Source organism: Chitinivibrionales bacterium (assembly GCA_035516255.1).
Lineage (GTDB): Bacteria > Fibrobacterota > Chitinivibrionia > Chitinivibrionales > FEN-1185 > FEN-1185.
In genome coordinates, this window is sequence record DATJAL010000030.1 from 59,903 (window position 1) to 75,171 (window position 15,269).

14 protein-coding genes are annotated in these 15,269 nt (G+C 57.6%); 9 read left to right on the forward strand and 5 right to left on the reverse strand.

The genetic code is table 11. From position 1 onward, the window contains the following. The 5 genes from VLX68_09125 to VLX68_09145 all read right to left on the reverse strand — a co-directional run bounded on the left by VLX68_09125 (nt 1) and on the right by VLX68_09145 (nt 3,446). Nucleotides 1-210, reverse strand: a complete 210-nt coding sequence (locus tag VLX68_09125; GenBank protein HUI92392.1) for a hypothetical protein — start codon at nt 208-210, stop codon at nt 1-3. A gap of 119 nt (nt 211-329) precedes the next feature. Then, the gene (locus tag VLX68_09130) at nt 330-698 is read right to left on the reverse strand and encodes a hypothetical protein (protein ID HUI92393.1); all 369 of its coding nucleotides are present in this window, start codon (nt 696-698) and stop codon (nt 330-332) included. Nucleotides 699-760: 62 nt separating this feature from the next. Next, complete coding sequence (locus VLX68_09135) at nt 761-1,321, reverse strand: FumA C-terminus/TtdB family hydratase beta subunit (GenBank protein ID HUI92394.1); 561 nt, start codon at nt 1,319-1,321, stop codon at nt 761-763. After that, entirely contained in the window at nt 1,318-2,163 is an 846-nt protein-coding gene (locus VLX68_09140) for a fumarate hydratase (protein ID HUI92395.1), read from the reverse strand. Before VLX68_09140 ends, VLX68_09135 begins: the two co-directional genes overlap by 4 nt. Further along, nucleotides 2,160-3,446 (reverse strand): malic enzyme-like NAD(P)-binding protein, encoded by a 1,287-nt coding sequence (locus VLX68_09145; GenBank protein HUI92396.1) that lies wholly within the window; start codon nt 3,444-3,446, stop codon nt 2,160-2,162. Before VLX68_09145 ends, VLX68_09140 begins: the two co-directional genes overlap by 4 nt. Nucleotides 3,447-4,237: 791 nt before the next feature. Here VLX68_09145 and VLX68_09150 point away from each other — a divergent pair. The 9 genes from VLX68_09150 (at nt 4,238) to VLX68_09190 (ending at nt 15,243) form a co-directional block, all read left to right on the forward strand. Beyond that, the gene (locus tag VLX68_09150) at nt 4,238-4,645 is read left to right on the forward strand and encodes a hypothetical protein (protein HUI92397.1); all 408 of its coding nucleotides are present in this window, start codon (nt 4,238-4,240) and stop codon (nt 4,643-4,645) included. 41 nt (nt 4,646-4,686) lie between these two features. Then, nucleotides 4,687-4,920 carry a hypothetical protein gene (locus VLX68_09155; GenBank protein HUI92398.1) on the forward strand — a complete coding sequence of 78 codons (234 nt, stop codon included), beginning with the start codon at nt 4,687-4,689 and terminating at the stop codon, nt 4,918-4,920. An 88-nt stretch (nt 4,921-5,008) separates the two neighbouring features. Continuing rightward, nucleotides 5,009-5,722 carry a hypothetical protein gene (locus VLX68_09160; protein ID HUI92399.1) on the forward strand — a complete coding sequence of 238 codons (714 nt, stop codon included), beginning with the start codon at nt 5,009-5,011 and terminating at the stop codon, nt 5,720-5,722. 22 nt (nt 5,723-5,744) lie between these two features. After that, nucleotides 5,745-7,454 (forward strand): hypothetical protein, encoded by a 1,710-nt coding sequence (locus tag VLX68_09165; GenBank protein ID HUI92400.1) that lies wholly within the window; start codon nt 5,745-5,747, stop codon nt 7,452-7,454. A 105-nt stretch (nt 7,455-7,559) separates the two neighbouring features. After that, the gene (locus VLX68_09170) at nt 7,560-8,225 is read left to right on the forward strand and encodes a tetratricopeptide repeat protein (protein ID HUI92401.1); all 666 of its coding nucleotides are present in this window, start codon (nt 7,560-7,562) and stop codon (nt 8,223-8,225) included. Further along, entirely contained in the window at nt 8,222-9,592 is a 1,371-nt protein-coding gene (locus VLX68_09175; GenBank protein ID HUI92402.1) for a serine/threonine-protein kinase, read from the forward strand. Before VLX68_09170 ends, VLX68_09175 begins: the two co-directional genes overlap by 4 nt. A gap of 55 nt (nt 9,593-9,647) precedes the next feature. Further along, entirely contained in the window at nt 9,648-11,456 is a 1,809-nt protein-coding gene (locus VLX68_09180; protein ID HUI92403.1) for a sigma 54-interacting transcriptional regulator, read from the forward strand. Between the two features lie 362 nt (nt 11,457-11,818). Further along, the gene (locus VLX68_09185; GenBank protein HUI92404.1) at nt 11,819-14,752 is read left to right on the forward strand and encodes a helicase C-terminal domain-containing protein; all 2,934 of its coding nucleotides are present in this window, start codon (nt 11,819-11,821) and stop codon (nt 14,750-14,752) included. Next, complete coding sequence (locus VLX68_09190) at nt 14,749-15,243, forward strand: LptE family protein (protein ID HUI92405.1); 495 nt, start codon at nt 14,749-14,751, stop codon at nt 15,241-15,243. Before VLX68_09185 ends, VLX68_09190 begins: the two co-directional genes overlap by 4 nt. Nucleotides 15,244-15,269: the final 26 nt, after the last annotated feature.

The following is a 15,269-nucleotide window of genomic DNA, read 5'->3' on the forward strand; positions in this document are numbered from 1 at the left end:
TCAGCCAGGCCTCGCTTCGCGTATAACAAGCACGCTGTCGCCCGTGTTCTTGATTTTGAACATATGCTTCGCCGATGAAACGGTTCCCTTTTTGATGGTGCCTGCGTCGAACTCGTCGGCGTCGGCCGAGATCAGGGGACCGGTCTTGGTGGCTGCGGGGACCAGGAACATGCTGCCAAGTAAAAGAAGTGTTGAGACTGTTTTCTTCATGATTCACGACTCCTGTAATTCGTGCCTAATAAATATAATATATACAATTACCCGTGATACATGGATGAGAATCATTTAAGGAGGTCCAGATACATTCCCATTGTTTATTTCACGCCCGATTACGTATTCGATTTTCTTCTTTGGAATATTGTAAATCTCCATGACGGGGCAGGGGGAGATCTTTTTCTCACTCTGATATTTTCGTCAAGGCGGGAAAGCGAATCGGCTTTCCCTTCGTCATCGGCATCCAGGATGATGCCGCTAAGGCTGCGCAGTTTTTCCTTTGCCACGTCCCGGGGACTGCCGTAATACAGGTCGAACCCGAGGCCGGCCGAGATTTTTTCTTTCTTAAGCGCGCCATGCACGCTGTCAATGACCTGCTTGATTTTAGCGTATTCGCCTGTGCGTTTCGCGTACACGATGGTCATGGCCTTCACGGTTTTCTCGCGGACGGCAACCTTTGAAAACGCGTCGAAGCAGGACAGCATGCCGCCCCCAGGGCGAGAACGAGCGCCAGGATAACGAGAAACGGTTTCACGCGGCCTCCGGATTACCCGCCGAATTTTCCCCTTCCGTAAAGATACAAATTATTGCCTCTTGAGTCGATCGCGACAATGACCGGCAGATTTTCGACTTCGAGACGGTACACCGCCTCGGGTCCCAGATCAGCGTAGCACACCACCGTAGATTTCCTGATGCGTTTCCCGATAAGCGCGCCAAGGCCCCCGCCCGCCGCAAAATAAACGGCGCAATGTTTTTTCATGGCGTCAACAACGGCCTGCCCCCTGTTTCCCTTTCCGATCATTGCCGCAAGGCCTGATTTCGCAAGAAGCAGGGGCGTATAGGCGTCCATGCGGGAACTCGTGGTGGGGCCGGCGCTCATGCCGCCGGTTTTGGGGTTCCGCGGCGTCGGGCCGGTGTAGTAAAGTATTTGCCCGCGAAGGTCAACAGGCAGGGGTTTTTTTTTCAGGATGAGCTCGTGCAGCCGCCGGTGCGCCGCGTCGCGCGCCGTGTAGATGACGCCCGAAATCAATACTTCATCTCCCACCTTGAGCGAGGAAATGTCGCGCGAAGAAAGGGGAGGGACGATAAGGTGCTTCGCCGCTGTCATAGCGTCACCGTGGCATGCCGCGCCGCGTGGCACGAAAGCGAGATTGCGACCGGCAGCGTCGCGATGTGGCAGGGGAACGTTTCGATGTGCGCGTCGAGCGCGGTCACGGTCCCGCCGAGTCCGCCGGGCCCCACGCCGGATGAGTTTACTTTGTCAAGGATTTTCCTCTCCAGCGCCGCGAACCGCTTGTCGCGGTTCCTGCTGCCGAGCTTTCTCAGAAGGGCTTTTTTTGACAGGAGGACCGCGGTTTCGGCGGTGCCGCCGATGCCGATGCCGACGATGACGGGCGGGCACGGGTTTCCGCCGGCCTTTTTCACGGTTTGGACCGCGGCATCAACGATGCCCGCCTCGCCGTCGGACGGCATGAGCATGAACAAACAGGTCATGTTTTCCGACCCGCCGCCCTTGGGCGCCAGCGTGATTGAAAGCGAACCGTCTTTCGTTTGCGTAAGATGGATGATGGCAGGCGTGTTGGTAAAAGTGTTTTTTCTTTGATACAACGGATCGTTCACCATGGACGGCCGCAGATATCCTTTTTTATACCCGAGCTTTGTTCCTTCATTTATCGCATCGGTCAAGGTTCCGCCGGAAATTCGCACGTTGCCGCCCATTTCAACGAAAAACACGGCGATGCCTGTGTCCTGACAAATCGGAATACATTCCCTGCGGGCGATGCGGGCGTTTTCGGCAACGGCGGCCAGCAGGGAGCGTCCGAGCCGCGATTTTTCCTTTTTCCGCGCGCTCCGGATTGCCGACCGCACGTCTCGGGGCAGGACAAACGCCGCGTCAAGGCACAGCCGCTGAACGCTTTCAACGATCCGTTCGTAGGGAATGGATCTCATAGCTTCTGAATTTTTTTCGACAATTTTTTCAAGTTGCTGCGGTAGGCATTAAAATCCTTTATCGGCATGGTTGCCGCGCCGCTGTCCATGGCCGCCTTTGCGACCGCCATGCTTTCATCGACAAGAACGCGCGGATCAAGAGGCTTCGGAATAATGTAGTCGGGGCCAAACGTCAGGGAGCGCACTTTGTAAGCGGCCAGCACCTCCTTCGGAACGCCGCGTTTTTTGGCGAGGCCGGCAAGCGCATGGGTGGCCGCCACCTTCATGGGTTCGTTGATCTCCCGCGCGCGCACGTCAAGCGCCCCCCGGAAAATGAACGGGAACCCAAGCACGTTGTTCACCTGGTTGGGGAAATCCGACCTGCCGGTGGCCATGATGCAATCGGGCCGGGCCGCGCGCGCCTCGTGAAACCCGATTTCCGGGTCAGGGTTGGCCATAGCGAAAATAATCGGCTTGGCGGCCATGGTTTTCACCATGGCGGGCGACACGAGCCCGCCATGGGACAGCCCCACGAACACGTCGGCGCCGGCCATGGCGTCGCCGAGGGTGCGCGCGCCGGTTTCACAAGCAAACCGCTCCTTGTATTTGTTCATGCCCTCGGTGCGGCCCTTGTAAATCACGCCGGCGCGGTCGGTCATGATGATGTTTTCTATTTTAGCGCCGAGACGAATATAATGAAGGGCGCAGGAAATTGCGGCTGCGCCGGCGCCGGAAAAAACGATGCGCAGGTCCGACATTTTTTTGCCCTGCAGTTCCGCGGCGTTGAGCAGCGCCGCGCCCGAGATGATGGCGGTGCCGTGCTGGTCGTCGTGGAACACCGGGATCTTCATCTCCCGCTTGAGCGTTTCCTCTATGTAAAAGCACTCAGGCGCCTTGATGTCCTCGAGGTTGATGCCGCCGAACGTGGGCTCCATGGCCTTCACGGTGCGCGCGAACTCGGCCGGGTCTTTTGTGTCAAGCTCTATGTCGAACACGTCGATGTCCGCGAAGCGCTTGAAAAGAATGCCCTTTCCCTCCATGACCGGCTTCCCGGCAAGCGGGCCTATGTTTCCCAGCCCCAGCACCGCAGTGCCGTCCGTGATCACGGCGACAAGGTTTCCGCGCGAAGTGTAGCGGTACGCATCATTCGGATTGGTCGCAATCTCCCTGCACGGATCTGCCACTCCGGGCGTGTAGGCGAGCGAGAGATCTTTCTGCGTTTTGCACGGCTTGGAGGGGATGACCTCGATTTTTCCTTTTCGTCCCTTGGAGTGGTAGTCGAGGGATTCCTGCTTGGTGATCATCGGAATGGGGTCCTTGTTATTAGCTGAAAATATTTTTTGAAAAAATGGTCCAGGAATATGATGACAAGTAGTGTAAAATAGATGAAATTATGCGGAATATGAAAGAGGATATGGTTAAATAGTCCAAATAAGCAGCTGGTGAATCTGAAAAATATCCAAATCATGGTCCAATGTCTGTTTTCAATCAAATAAAATAAATTCAATCATAAAACAAATTTTGTCCTCTCTACACCTCATAAAAAATTCCCCTTTATAATTCATTGCAATACAAGCCAATACGTTTCTAACTGTCGTGATGCAGGATTGTTTGGGGTTGTACGCCCCCAAAAATAAAATTGCAAAAACAAATTAACTCCTTGAAAACCAACCATGGCACGCTATTTGAATCATTAATTTCCCAAACTCGAGCGTGATTATTCAAAACGTAGAAGCTGAATTTACAAAAAAGAAAGATAAGGAAAAGACGGCACTTCGGAAAAAGGTGCAACCCAATCCAGTCCTCGCCTTTACTCTGGGTCCGTCTTTTTTCTTTAGGGAGAGAGGTAATCCTCTCTCCCTTTTATTTGGGGTGCCATTGCCACAATCAGGCAAGGATCTTGTAACTTATTGGAATTATTATTAATAAGGTTTATTGTATTTTTTATTATTTCCCGCTGGGGTTAATAGGCCGCACGGAGCGGTAGAGGTAAAATGGACCTCGTGATTGTAATTATTTGAAGTGAAAAGAAATATATTTTTAGGTATATTATTTGTTATTCAAATAGGGGGGAATAAAGTATAAGGATCAGGTCATGAAATACCTTGCATACATTCTTCAAATTCTCATTGTTTGCCTTCTGGCTCCCGTGGCCGGTCAGCCGTCAGGCTCATCCGTGAAAGGGGACACCAACCAGAAACAACATGCCGCTTCGGATATTTTCAATGAAATCATGCAGTCGCTCCCCGCAGACATGAAGGCAAAGGTCGATTCCGCTGCCGCGGATGTTAAGGCGGACGCTAAGGCGCAGCAGAAGAACCAGTCGAGCGAGTCGCAGTCTTCAAAGGGCACCGGTGCGGATTCGCGGGACGGCGCGGTCAACAAGCTTCCCGCCGAAATGCGCGACAAGGTCGAAAAGGCGATTTCCGATATGGATCTCATGAATCAAAACAGGCAGATTCAGTTCAAGGAGTACGAAAAGAAACGCCTGGGAGGCAAGTAACGCTACCCATACCCGGTGGTGCGACGCCGAGGGGGATATAAATGTTTGTACGGCCGGAGGGTCATGAGAAATGCTGCACGTCGCACGGGAGCCATGGCAATGTGGCGCACGGCAGCGGAAAGCTTGACGATCATGGGTACTGGGAATTTCCCTGTTACGAATGCGCGAGAGAATGGGAGAGGCAATTTCCAATGAGCGGCTCTGCGTGGCCTTTTGCCACGGAATTCTCCCCGGCGGTCGCGCAATACCTGCCTGGCAACGGTGATGGCATTTAAAAAAGCTCCGCAGTAGCATTACTGTGGCAGATGCTGATAAAGTTTAGGAAGCCATTCCCATCCACTTATCTCGGTAAGGACTGGACCGATGACAAGGGTGCCAATTCGGGAATTTTTTTTTATATTGGTCTGCGCCGCAGCATCGTGTGCGGACACCACCCTTGTCGACAAACAGCTTGATTACCGGGTATATCTCCCCGACAACTGGGTCCGCGAAGTATACAGCGATTCCCAACACAATTTCGTGGATACCACGTACTTTTATCCCGGCCTCCTGTCGCTCCGCCGCTACACCATCGACACGGCGATGTACAAAACCGCCGCCGATTGGACTCAGGCGTATTTTCTTGCCTATAAATTGTCGGTACAGTATTCCGTTGATCCGAGCGGGGTGGTTTTGTATTCCAACAACGACACCACCGTGAAGCAGGGTTCGCTGCAGGCAGCGGAAGCGTATTCCATTTTTTTCTCCACCGACACCGCAGTGGGCTCGTGGTCGGAATACATCCGGTTCACCGCGTGCGGACAATACGGCTATGAGCTGTACGCGATCGGCGACACCGCCGACATGGCGAAGAACATCGGCGTATATGCGGCGCTGCTCCAGGGGATCGTGCTCGCCGCGGGAGACCCTATCTTATCACCGCGTATGTTCCGCAGAAATGCTATCGCCATAGAAAAAACCCTTTATCCTCTGATCTGCGACGCGCTGGGCCGCCGGATCCGCACGGCCACCCTCCGGGCAGGTGCGGCGGGACTTTACCTGCGAAAAAACAACGCGCCCGCGCTTCTGGTGCGGTGATGCGGGGAAAGCTCCATCAACCATGAGACAAGGCGCCGATATTCTTTCCCGCATCATGATTTCTTGCGCATTGTTGTTGACGGGCGCGAACCTCGTGTTCGCCGGGACCGACACCTCGTCGGTCCCGTTTCTCTGCGAAAAAGGCGTCCGCCAGCTCGCACAGTACGACTACGATGGCGCGCTTGACTGCTTTGCCCGCGCGTTTAACGCAGGCATGTCGAAAGACAGCCTCTGCTATTTCTGCGCCGAGGTGTATTTATACAAGGGCGCCCTCGACACCGCCCTGGGGTTCAATTTCGGCATCAAGGCGAACAGCAATCGGGCGCTCGTGCTGCTCCAGCTCAAGCAGCGCGCAATCATCTATGCCGCCCTGGGCTGGAAGAAGGACGCGCAGGCCGTGGCCGATTCGCTCCTTAACTTCCGGCAATCCCGCCTGCGGCTGCTTATACCGGATGTCAATGCCCGCGTGGGGCTCGACTACACACGACGGCTGGAGAAACAGCAACCGTCGTTTCCGTACCTCGGCCCGCTCGCCGACACGGTATACGAGGGGCCGGGATACGGCGGCAGCCTCAGCCTGCGGTGGACCATACCGGCCGACAGGGAATTCCGTATCAGGGCAGGGGCAACAGGCACCGAGACGAGCAAATACTACCGCTCGACAAATTCCGCGGACTCGGTGAATTTGTCGATGGGCGTTTTTGCAGGGCTCGAGCATGTCCGCAGCGGCCTCGCCCTCGATGTCGGCGTCAACCGCGTCATCGATTATCTGGGGGACTATTCAACCCAGAACAGCATCGGTTTGTCGTATTCAAAAACCGGCGGCGCGTGGCTCACCTACCTTACCGCGGGGTATGAAATCGAGCTCGAGGCCGGGATGAGGACCGAAAACCAGAAATGCTGGGCAATAGGATATTTTGATCAATCGTATTTGAGCGGCAAGGGGTTCAGCGTGTTGGTCCGCGGGTCAGGTTATTTCGCTGACCCGCTTCGAACAACCGAGAATTTCAGGGTGATGTACATCGACGACGTCACGCAAAGGCCGGTGCAGCATTATCATGTGGACGCCCAGACCCAGAGTCCGACGCGCGATACCATTTATATCAATCCGGTGCCGATACAACAGATGTCGCTCCCGGGGATCTATATGAACAATTCGCTGGTCAAATCCGCCGCCGAATTGTTCTCCATCGGCGAGAACAGTCTGTATCCGCAAAACCAGGTTTCGTTTGCTCCCGAGGTCACCTTTAAGCAGCCGCTGGTCTTCGGCGTTACGGCGGGCATCGGCGCGTCCATTTCGGCGGATTATTACACCGATTTGTTCCGATGGGTTACCTTTAATATTGACAAGACAGATTTTGATACCACGTATTTCTATCATAATTTCGGCACACCCCTCTATATTGCCTTCAATAACGCCGACGGCAGGTATTACCTGGTCAGGCAGCTCGACAATATCGGCAGCGGCGAGCAGTACGAGGGGCCGATAACGGTGTCGCAGCATGTAAAGCGCCGGGGCGACGCCACCCTGTCCGCGTTCGTGTCGCTGTCGAGGCCGGTGTGGAAACTCGGCACGTTTTGTCTGCGGGCCGACGTTGCCAAGACTTATTCGACGCTGAGGAGGGAGACCTTTTTATGGTGGAAGGTGTCGGAGGTCGATGCGCCGTTTTCAATTCCCGACTGGTCGTGGGGCGTTTCGCTCACCTGGAATTTCAATTACAGCGGCCAGTAACATAATGTGTTCTGATTGATGAAGCGCGGTCCCCACGATAATAAGTTCCAACCTGAATAAGCACTCGTATTATTTTACTTTACGATTGTATACTAGAGGCTGATCATGAAACGCAATGCAATCATCATCATACCCTTCGCCTTGCTTTTCGCTATTACCGGCTGCCAAAGAAGAAACCTTGAGAAAGGCGAAATCTGCCTGCGGCTCGGCGACTATCCATCGGCCATCGCGTTCTTCTCCGACGAGGTGAAACGCCGGCCGGACAGCTACGAGGCGCGGCTGGGACTCGGCAAGGCCCTGCTGCAGAAGGCGTGCGACGCCGATACCGCGGCATGGAAAGGCGCGTGCATCCAGCTCGAGGCGGCACGCACCCTGTCGCCCGAAAGCGACATCAAGGAACTGCTGAGCGACGTGTACCTCGAACGCGCGCACCAGCTCCTTTCCGACAGGGACTCCATCGCCGCGCTCGACGCGCTCTCGCGCGCCATCGAGATCAACAACCGCGCGCTCGAACCCCTCAACCTCGCCGGCATCGTCTATTTCCGCATGGGCGAAGCTGACAAATCGGAAATCCTGTTCCGCAAGGCCGTGGCGCTCGACAGCGCCAACGCGGCCGCCCATTTCAACCTCGGCATGGTGTACTGGCAGGCCAGGCGCTTTCGCGACGCGCACGCCCAGTGGTTTCTCGCGCTTGCCGCGTCGCCGGGCGACAAGGACATGCTCTACTGGTTCGCGCTCGCCGAAAAGAAACTGCGGGAAGAAGCGCCATGATCCCCAAGCTCCCCAAGGGCTTTTCTCACCCCATGCGCGCGGGCGAGGGCGCGTTCGCGTCCGTGTACCGCGTTCGCCAGACCGCGCTCGACCGCTGGGTCGCCATCAAGATGCTCCACGAAAAAGACCCGGCCAAGAAACGAGACCTGGTGAAGGAGGCCAACACTCAGGCGCGCATCCAGGCGCCGTGCATCCCGCAGGTGTTCCACGTGTTTGAGTGGCGCTCGCAGGTGTGCATCGTGATGGAATGGGTAAAGGGCGCTTCGCTGTCGTCCCTGCTGTCGCATTTCCCCTCGCCGGAGGAGCGGCTGTGGCTCGCCGACCACGTGATCCGCAGCTTGGCCGCGGTGCACACGCTCGGCTTCGCCCACCGCGACCTGAAGCCCGAGAACATCCTTGTCTCGCCCGACAAGGGAGTCATGTTCGTCGATTTCGGTTTCACCAAGAGCATGGTTGACGGACAGCAGTCGGTCGCGGGGGTGGTAAAGGGCACGCCCGCCTTCATGGCGCCCGAGTTATGGAGCGGCAAGCGGGGCGTTGACCCGCTGCGCTGCGACGTTTTCGCGGCGGGACGCGTCATCCGCGACGTCGTGCAGGACCCGGCGTTCGCGGCGTTCGTGGACCAGTGCACGCACGAGGACCCGTCGCGGAGGCCGGCCTCGGGCGCGGAAATGCTTGCGCAATGGGAACGCGTCGCGCCGCATGTCACGCAGCCCGACTGGAAACGGCTCGCCAAGCCGCTTTCGTCGGAACAGCTCTCCCTAAAGCTCGCCGCGGCCGCGCGGCAGCTCCTGCGCGAGCGCAGGCACGACGAGGCGTACTGGCTGCTCGTCGAAAGCATCGAGGAGAACCCCAAGAACAACGAGGCGATAAGTCTCATGAATTCGTTTCCCGGCCATGTGCGGCGCCAGCGCATGCAGCAGAGGATTTCGATCGCGGCGGCAATCGCAGCCTGCGTGTGCCTGCTCCTGTTCGCGTTTGTCGCCGGAAGGAGCAGCAGGGACTGGGACATGCGAAGCCGCGGCGGCACGGTGATACGGCAGCGGCATGACGGTTCCGCGCTGCTCGCTTCTTCACTGCGCGGCCCGGCGGCCGACGCCGCCGGCCAAACCGTGCCGCTCCGCATCGATTCTTCGTCTGTCAAGCGGCTGTGCGGCACGCTGTTTCTCGCGGCCAAGCCCGCAGCGGGAAAATTGAGCGTGGACGGCAAACCGGTGGTGCACACCATGACCTACTCGACGGGCATCACCCTTTCGTTCGGCAGGCACACCCTGTGCTGGCTCGACGACAACGGCCGCATCACGTGGAGGGAAAAAATCAACCTGCTGCCGTTTGAGGCCAAAATCGTGTCGGTAAATGCACAATAAAACAATTCACCACGAAGACACGGGGAACTCAGAGAAAAATGGAGTTGAAAGAAATATGACCGATCGTACTTATCCCTGCCTCATCGATATAAGAACCAATGTTGCGCATCCGCTTTCGGGCAGGATCATCACCATAGGCTCATCTGCGTCGTGTCAGATCGTCCTTAAAGACAAAGGCCAGCCCGATATCGCCGCGCACATGATGTTCCAGGTTGGACATTACAAATTGTCCTCGCTTTCATCCGATGTCAAGATACTCGTAAACGGAAAACCTGTATCGAGTGATTACCTGCTGAAAGACGGGGACGAAGTAAACATTGGAAAAGCGCAATTTACCTATCGGGAGAGCTCGGCAAATACCGGTACCATGGCTCCCGCAATGTCGAGCATGCCCATCTCGGATTTAGTCTCGGCTGTTGTTTCTCTTCTAAGAAACAAGGAAGAAGACGTAACATCCGATCTCGTCGTGAGCGTATCACGCCTGATCGGCTGCGACGCGGCGCGCCTCGTGATCGAGGACGCGGAAAAAGGGGAGCGTAAAACCATCGCCCGGTATCCGGTGGAAAGCGGGCTCGACCGTTTCTCCAACCGCGCCATCGACTTCGCGAAAAACGCGTCGCAGACCGTGCTCGTCAACGATACGGACTGGAAAGATACCGTGGACCCGAAGAGCTCGCTCGAGCGGAACCTGATCGCGTCGGTGCTGTGCGCGCCCCTGACGGACGCGGGAAGGGTCTTGGGATATCTGTATCTTGACAGATTGCAAAACGGCCGCCCCTTTACCGAGGAGGACCGCAAGTTCTGCGACAGCCTGCTGCCGCTGTTTTCGGAACTGCTTGCCAACAGCGAGCACCGGCGCAGGCAGGCCGAGACCATTGCGCGGCTCCAGGCATCAACGTTTGAAACTTCGGGCGGCATGATCTACGAGAGCGCGGTGATGGCCAAGACCGTTGCGCTCGCCGCAAAGCTCGCCGCGACCGATTCGCCCATCCTCATTTACGGCGAGACCGGCACGGGCAAGGAGCTCATGGCGCGGTTCATCCACGGCCGCTCGCCGCGATCGAGCAAGCCGTTCAAGGCCATCAACTGCGGAGCCATCCCGGAAAACCTCATCGAGAGCGAGTTGTTCGGCCACGAAAAAGGTTCGTTTACCGGTGCGACCCAGCGCAAGATCGGCCTGTTCGAGGCGGCCACGGGTGGCACCGTGTTCCTCGACGAGGTGGCCGAGCTGCCGCTCGGGCTCCAGGTGAAGCTCCTGCGCGTTCTGCAGGACTCCGAAATCGTGCGCGTGGGCGGCACCGAAAACATCAAGACCGACGTGCGCATCGTGGCCGCCACCAACAAAAAGCTCGAGGACGAGACCGCGGCTGGCCGGTTTAGGCAGGACCTGTTTTTCCGGCTCAACGTGCTCACCATCGGCCTGGCGCCCCTGCGCGAGCGCGGCCAGGACACGGTGCTGCTCTCGGAATACTTTGTCAAGAAATACTGCCAGCAGTTCGGCCTTCCGGTCAAAACGTTTCTGTCGTCGGCGCAGAACGCCCTCATCGCGCACCACTGGCCGGGCAACATCCGCGAGCTCGAGAACGTGGTGCAGAAGGCCATCCTCTTGTCAAACGACAACCGCATCGCCAAGGAGCACATCCAGATCACCTCGTCGTCGCTCCTTAAAAACGCCTCAGGCCTGTCGTCGCCCGTAACCCTCAAGGACGCGCGCAGCGCCGCGGAAAAGGAGATTATTACCCAGACGTTAGTAAGGACAAAGGGGAATGTCTCCATGGCGTCGAAGCTGCTTGACATTGACCGGAAGTGGCTGATGAAATTAATGGAGGAGCTGGGGGTTAATGCGGATGATTACAGGGGTTGATAAAGTGTAAGATTAAAATGGGCGCCCCGCCGGAACGGCGGCGGCCGTCCTTCCGGTCTCGCCTTCGGCTCGGGCCGCCACGGCCCCTGTACGCCTGTCGGCAAGGGCCGGGCAGCACCGCGCTTCAGCGGGTCTATTTCCTCCCGTTGGTCGGGACCAAGCTCCAGTCCTGCCTAGCGCGTCGAGAAAATTTCAGCTCACCATCATGCTTCTGTGACTTCAATCGAAAATGTTTATATGTATTAAAAATAGATTTAAATTCGTATAATATTTTTTTATCCATATCTAACACCATCTCCAAGTCTTATTTTTAATCAATTAAAATCAACAAATACCAAATACTTTTCCCGGATAAACTCCCCATGCCGCGTCTCTTCGACCTTCTCTCCGAAAACACGAGCGACAAGACCATCTCCTCGCTCCGGAAAATCGCGGGAAAAGACAATAAAATAAACCGCGCCGGAAAAAGTCAGGGCGGCATTAATAAAGAGAAACCAGACAACAAGCCTCCCAAAAAGCACGACCTGTACCACACCCTCGAATTCGTCGCGCTCGACCTTGAGACCACCGGGCTCGATTTCAAAAACGACAGGATCATCGAGATCGGCGCGGTGCGGTTTTCAAGCAAGGGGCCGGGAGAGGAATTCAGCACTTTTGTCAATCCGGGCATGCCCATTCCGCAGCACATCACGCGGCTCACGGGTATTGCAAACGAGAACGTCGCGGCGGCGCCGTCGTTCAAGGACATCGCGCCGAAGCTCAATGAATTCATCGCGGACGCGCCGATCTGCGGCCACCAGGTGGATTTCGACATCAATTTTCTCAACGAGGAATTCAGGCGCATCGCGCTTCCCAAGGTGTTTGTGCAGCAGGTGGACACGGCCCTGCTTTCGCGCATCGTCGACCTGGAGCTCTCGCGCTTCACGCTCGGTCACGTGGCGCGGGCCGTGGGCGTTCCGCTCGAGAACGCGCACCGCGCGCTTGACGACGCACGCGCGTCGGGAAACGTCGCGCTCGTGCTTCTCCCCATGCTCGCAAAGATACCGGTTGCGGTTCGCTCCGTCATGGCGCACGCGGCGCCGCCGTCGGTGGTCAAATATTTTCTTGTAAAATCGCTTGAAAAAGAATCATACTCGCTCGACCTGTCGCCGGCCGCGCTGCCGAAGCCGCCCAAAAAGCTCGTGCCGGAAGATCCGCCGCTTTCCGTTGAGCCTGACCGCGTGGTGAAACTGTTCGAGCCGAACGGTCCGCTGTCGCATGCCATGAAGGGCTTTCTGCCGCGTTCTTCACAAACGCGAATGGCCGCGGCCGCGGCCGCGGCGTTCAACGACAAGACCTGCCTCGTTGCCGAGGCCGGCGCCGGCACGGGGAAATCACTTGCCTATCTTGTGCCTGCGGCAATGTACGCGCTCAAGAACAACTGCCGCGTGCTCGTGTCCACGCATACGCGCAACCTGCAGGACCAGCTCGTGGGCAAGGACTTGCCTGTTGTCAAAAAGGCCGCGGGCGACGGGCTGCGCTTTTCCGTGCTCAAGGGCAGGGCGAATTACCTGTGCCAGAACAGGTTCAGGCGGCTTCTGGCCGGCGAGCTCGGCGATTTCTCGTACCGGGAGCGCATGGGCATGCTGCCGCTCATCAGGTGGGCACAGGAGACGAAGACCGGCGACATCGAGGAGCAGAACCAGTTCAACATCAGGTGGTTTTCGCGCGTGTGGCACGCGATATCGGCCGAGGCGCATTTCTGCGAGGGCCGGCGGTGCGCGGAGTATTCCTGCTGCTTTCTGCAGCAGGCGCGCCAGCGCGCGCTCGGCTCGCACATCGTGGTGATCAACCACGCCCTGTTTTTCTCCGAGATCTGCGCCGAGTCGTCGTTCCTCGGCAGGCTCGGCCCCGTCGTCTTCGACGAGGCGCACCATCTCGAGGCCTGCGGACACCGGCACCTGCGCACCGAGCTCGACAGCAACCGGTGCGCCGCGTTTCTCGACCAAGTATCAAACCTCGACAAGGAACTCAAGAAGCGGGACGAAAAGGGCGGCGCGCCGGTCAAGGAGGCTGAGTTCAAGCCGCTGGCAAAGCGGCTGCGCGCCGACGTGAAGGCGTTTCTCGACGGCGGCCTTGCCTGGGCGCATTCGAAAACCCCTCCGTCGGCCGAGTTCCAGCTCGACTATGCCGCCGAGACTTTTTCGCAGAACGCGGCGGCTTTGTCTCTTGTCAACTCGCTTGCCGACGTGCAGGACTGCCTGCACCGGTTCTCGCAGCTTTGCGGCGACGGAGACCCGGACAAGGAACTTTCCGCGGAGATCCTTTCGTGCAACGACGCCGCATCGCAGCTCAAGGCGGATCTTACGTACCTTACCGCCGCGGCGACGGAAGATCACGTGTTCTGGGCCGAGGGCAACCTCGAAAAGGGCTGGATAAAACTGTGCGGCGTGCCGCTTGACGTCGGCGCCATCCTCGCTCCGCTGTGGGAGGCAAACGAAAGCGGCATGGTGTTCGCCTCCGCTACGCTTTCGGTGTGCGGCTCCATGGAATATTTCATGCGCAAGGTCGGACTTTCGGGCGGCCGCGCCGCCGCAACGCAATGCGAGGTGTTTGAAAGCCCGTTTTCCGCGTCGCAGGCGGTACGCTGCGGCGTGCGGAACGGACCGGACGTGGAATCGCCGCAGTATCCGGCCCACGTGGCCGATGCGGTGCTGCGGCTGCTTGGCGCATTTGACAAGAACATTCTCGTTTTGTTCACGGCCAACAGCATGCTCAACGCGGTGTACGAGCGGATCCGCTCGCAGGTGCCGAAGGACGACTGCACCCTTCTCGCGCAGGGTGTGTCGGGAAACCGTCAGGCCATCCTCGACGAATTCCTGCATACGAAGCGCGCCGTGCTGCTCGGCGCCGACAGTTTCTGGGAGGGCGTCGACGTGCCGGGCAAGGCATGCGAGATCGTGATCATCGCGCGGCTGCCGTTCCCGGTCCCCACGCACCCGCTCACCAAGGCGCTCTGCCGCAAGGTGGAGGAGGAGAAGGGCGAGTCGTTCATGTCGTATTCGGTGCCCGAGGCCGTGATACGGTTCCGGCAGGGGACCGGCAGGCTGATTCGCACGCTCGAGGACCGCGGCGCGCTCGTGGTGCTTGACAATCGCGTCTTCACCAAGGGATACGGAAAGCAGTTCACCGGCTGCCTCGACGGCTCGTTCACGCGCTTCGACACACTCGACGAAATGCTGAACGGAGTCAGGGCGTTTTTTGACGGAGAAACAACGGAAACTAAAATCACCTACGTCCCGATCGAGGAAGTATGAAACGGTTTTCCTTCTCTGCGGCGGTACTGTGCGCACTGTGGGGGTGCGGCGTTTATACCTTTTCAGGGTCAACACTGCCGGCCCATCTCAAAACCATGGACATCCCCCTGTTCGCCAACCAGTCCCTCATACCCGGCGTAGCCGAGGATATCACCAACCAGCTGTCGGCGCAGGTCGTTTCGATGAACCTGTTGCGGATTTCGTCTGGCCGCGGCGACGCGACGCTCCGCGGCAAGGTGGTCGAATATACCAATGCGCCGCGCACCTACGGCACGACCGCGGTGCGGCAGGTCACGGTAAGCGAATACGTGGTGAGGATCACCGTTGAAGTCGAATTCGTGGACAACAAATCGAATTCTCCGCTGTACAAGGGACGGCTGACGGGCGAGGGGGTCTATAATTTCCAAACACAGGCGGAAGCGGACGGCAGGAAAACCGCCGAAAGCGACGTGGTCCAGCAGATACTACAGAATTCCGTCCAGAGCTGGTGAGACCGTTATATAGCCTCCGCCGATCA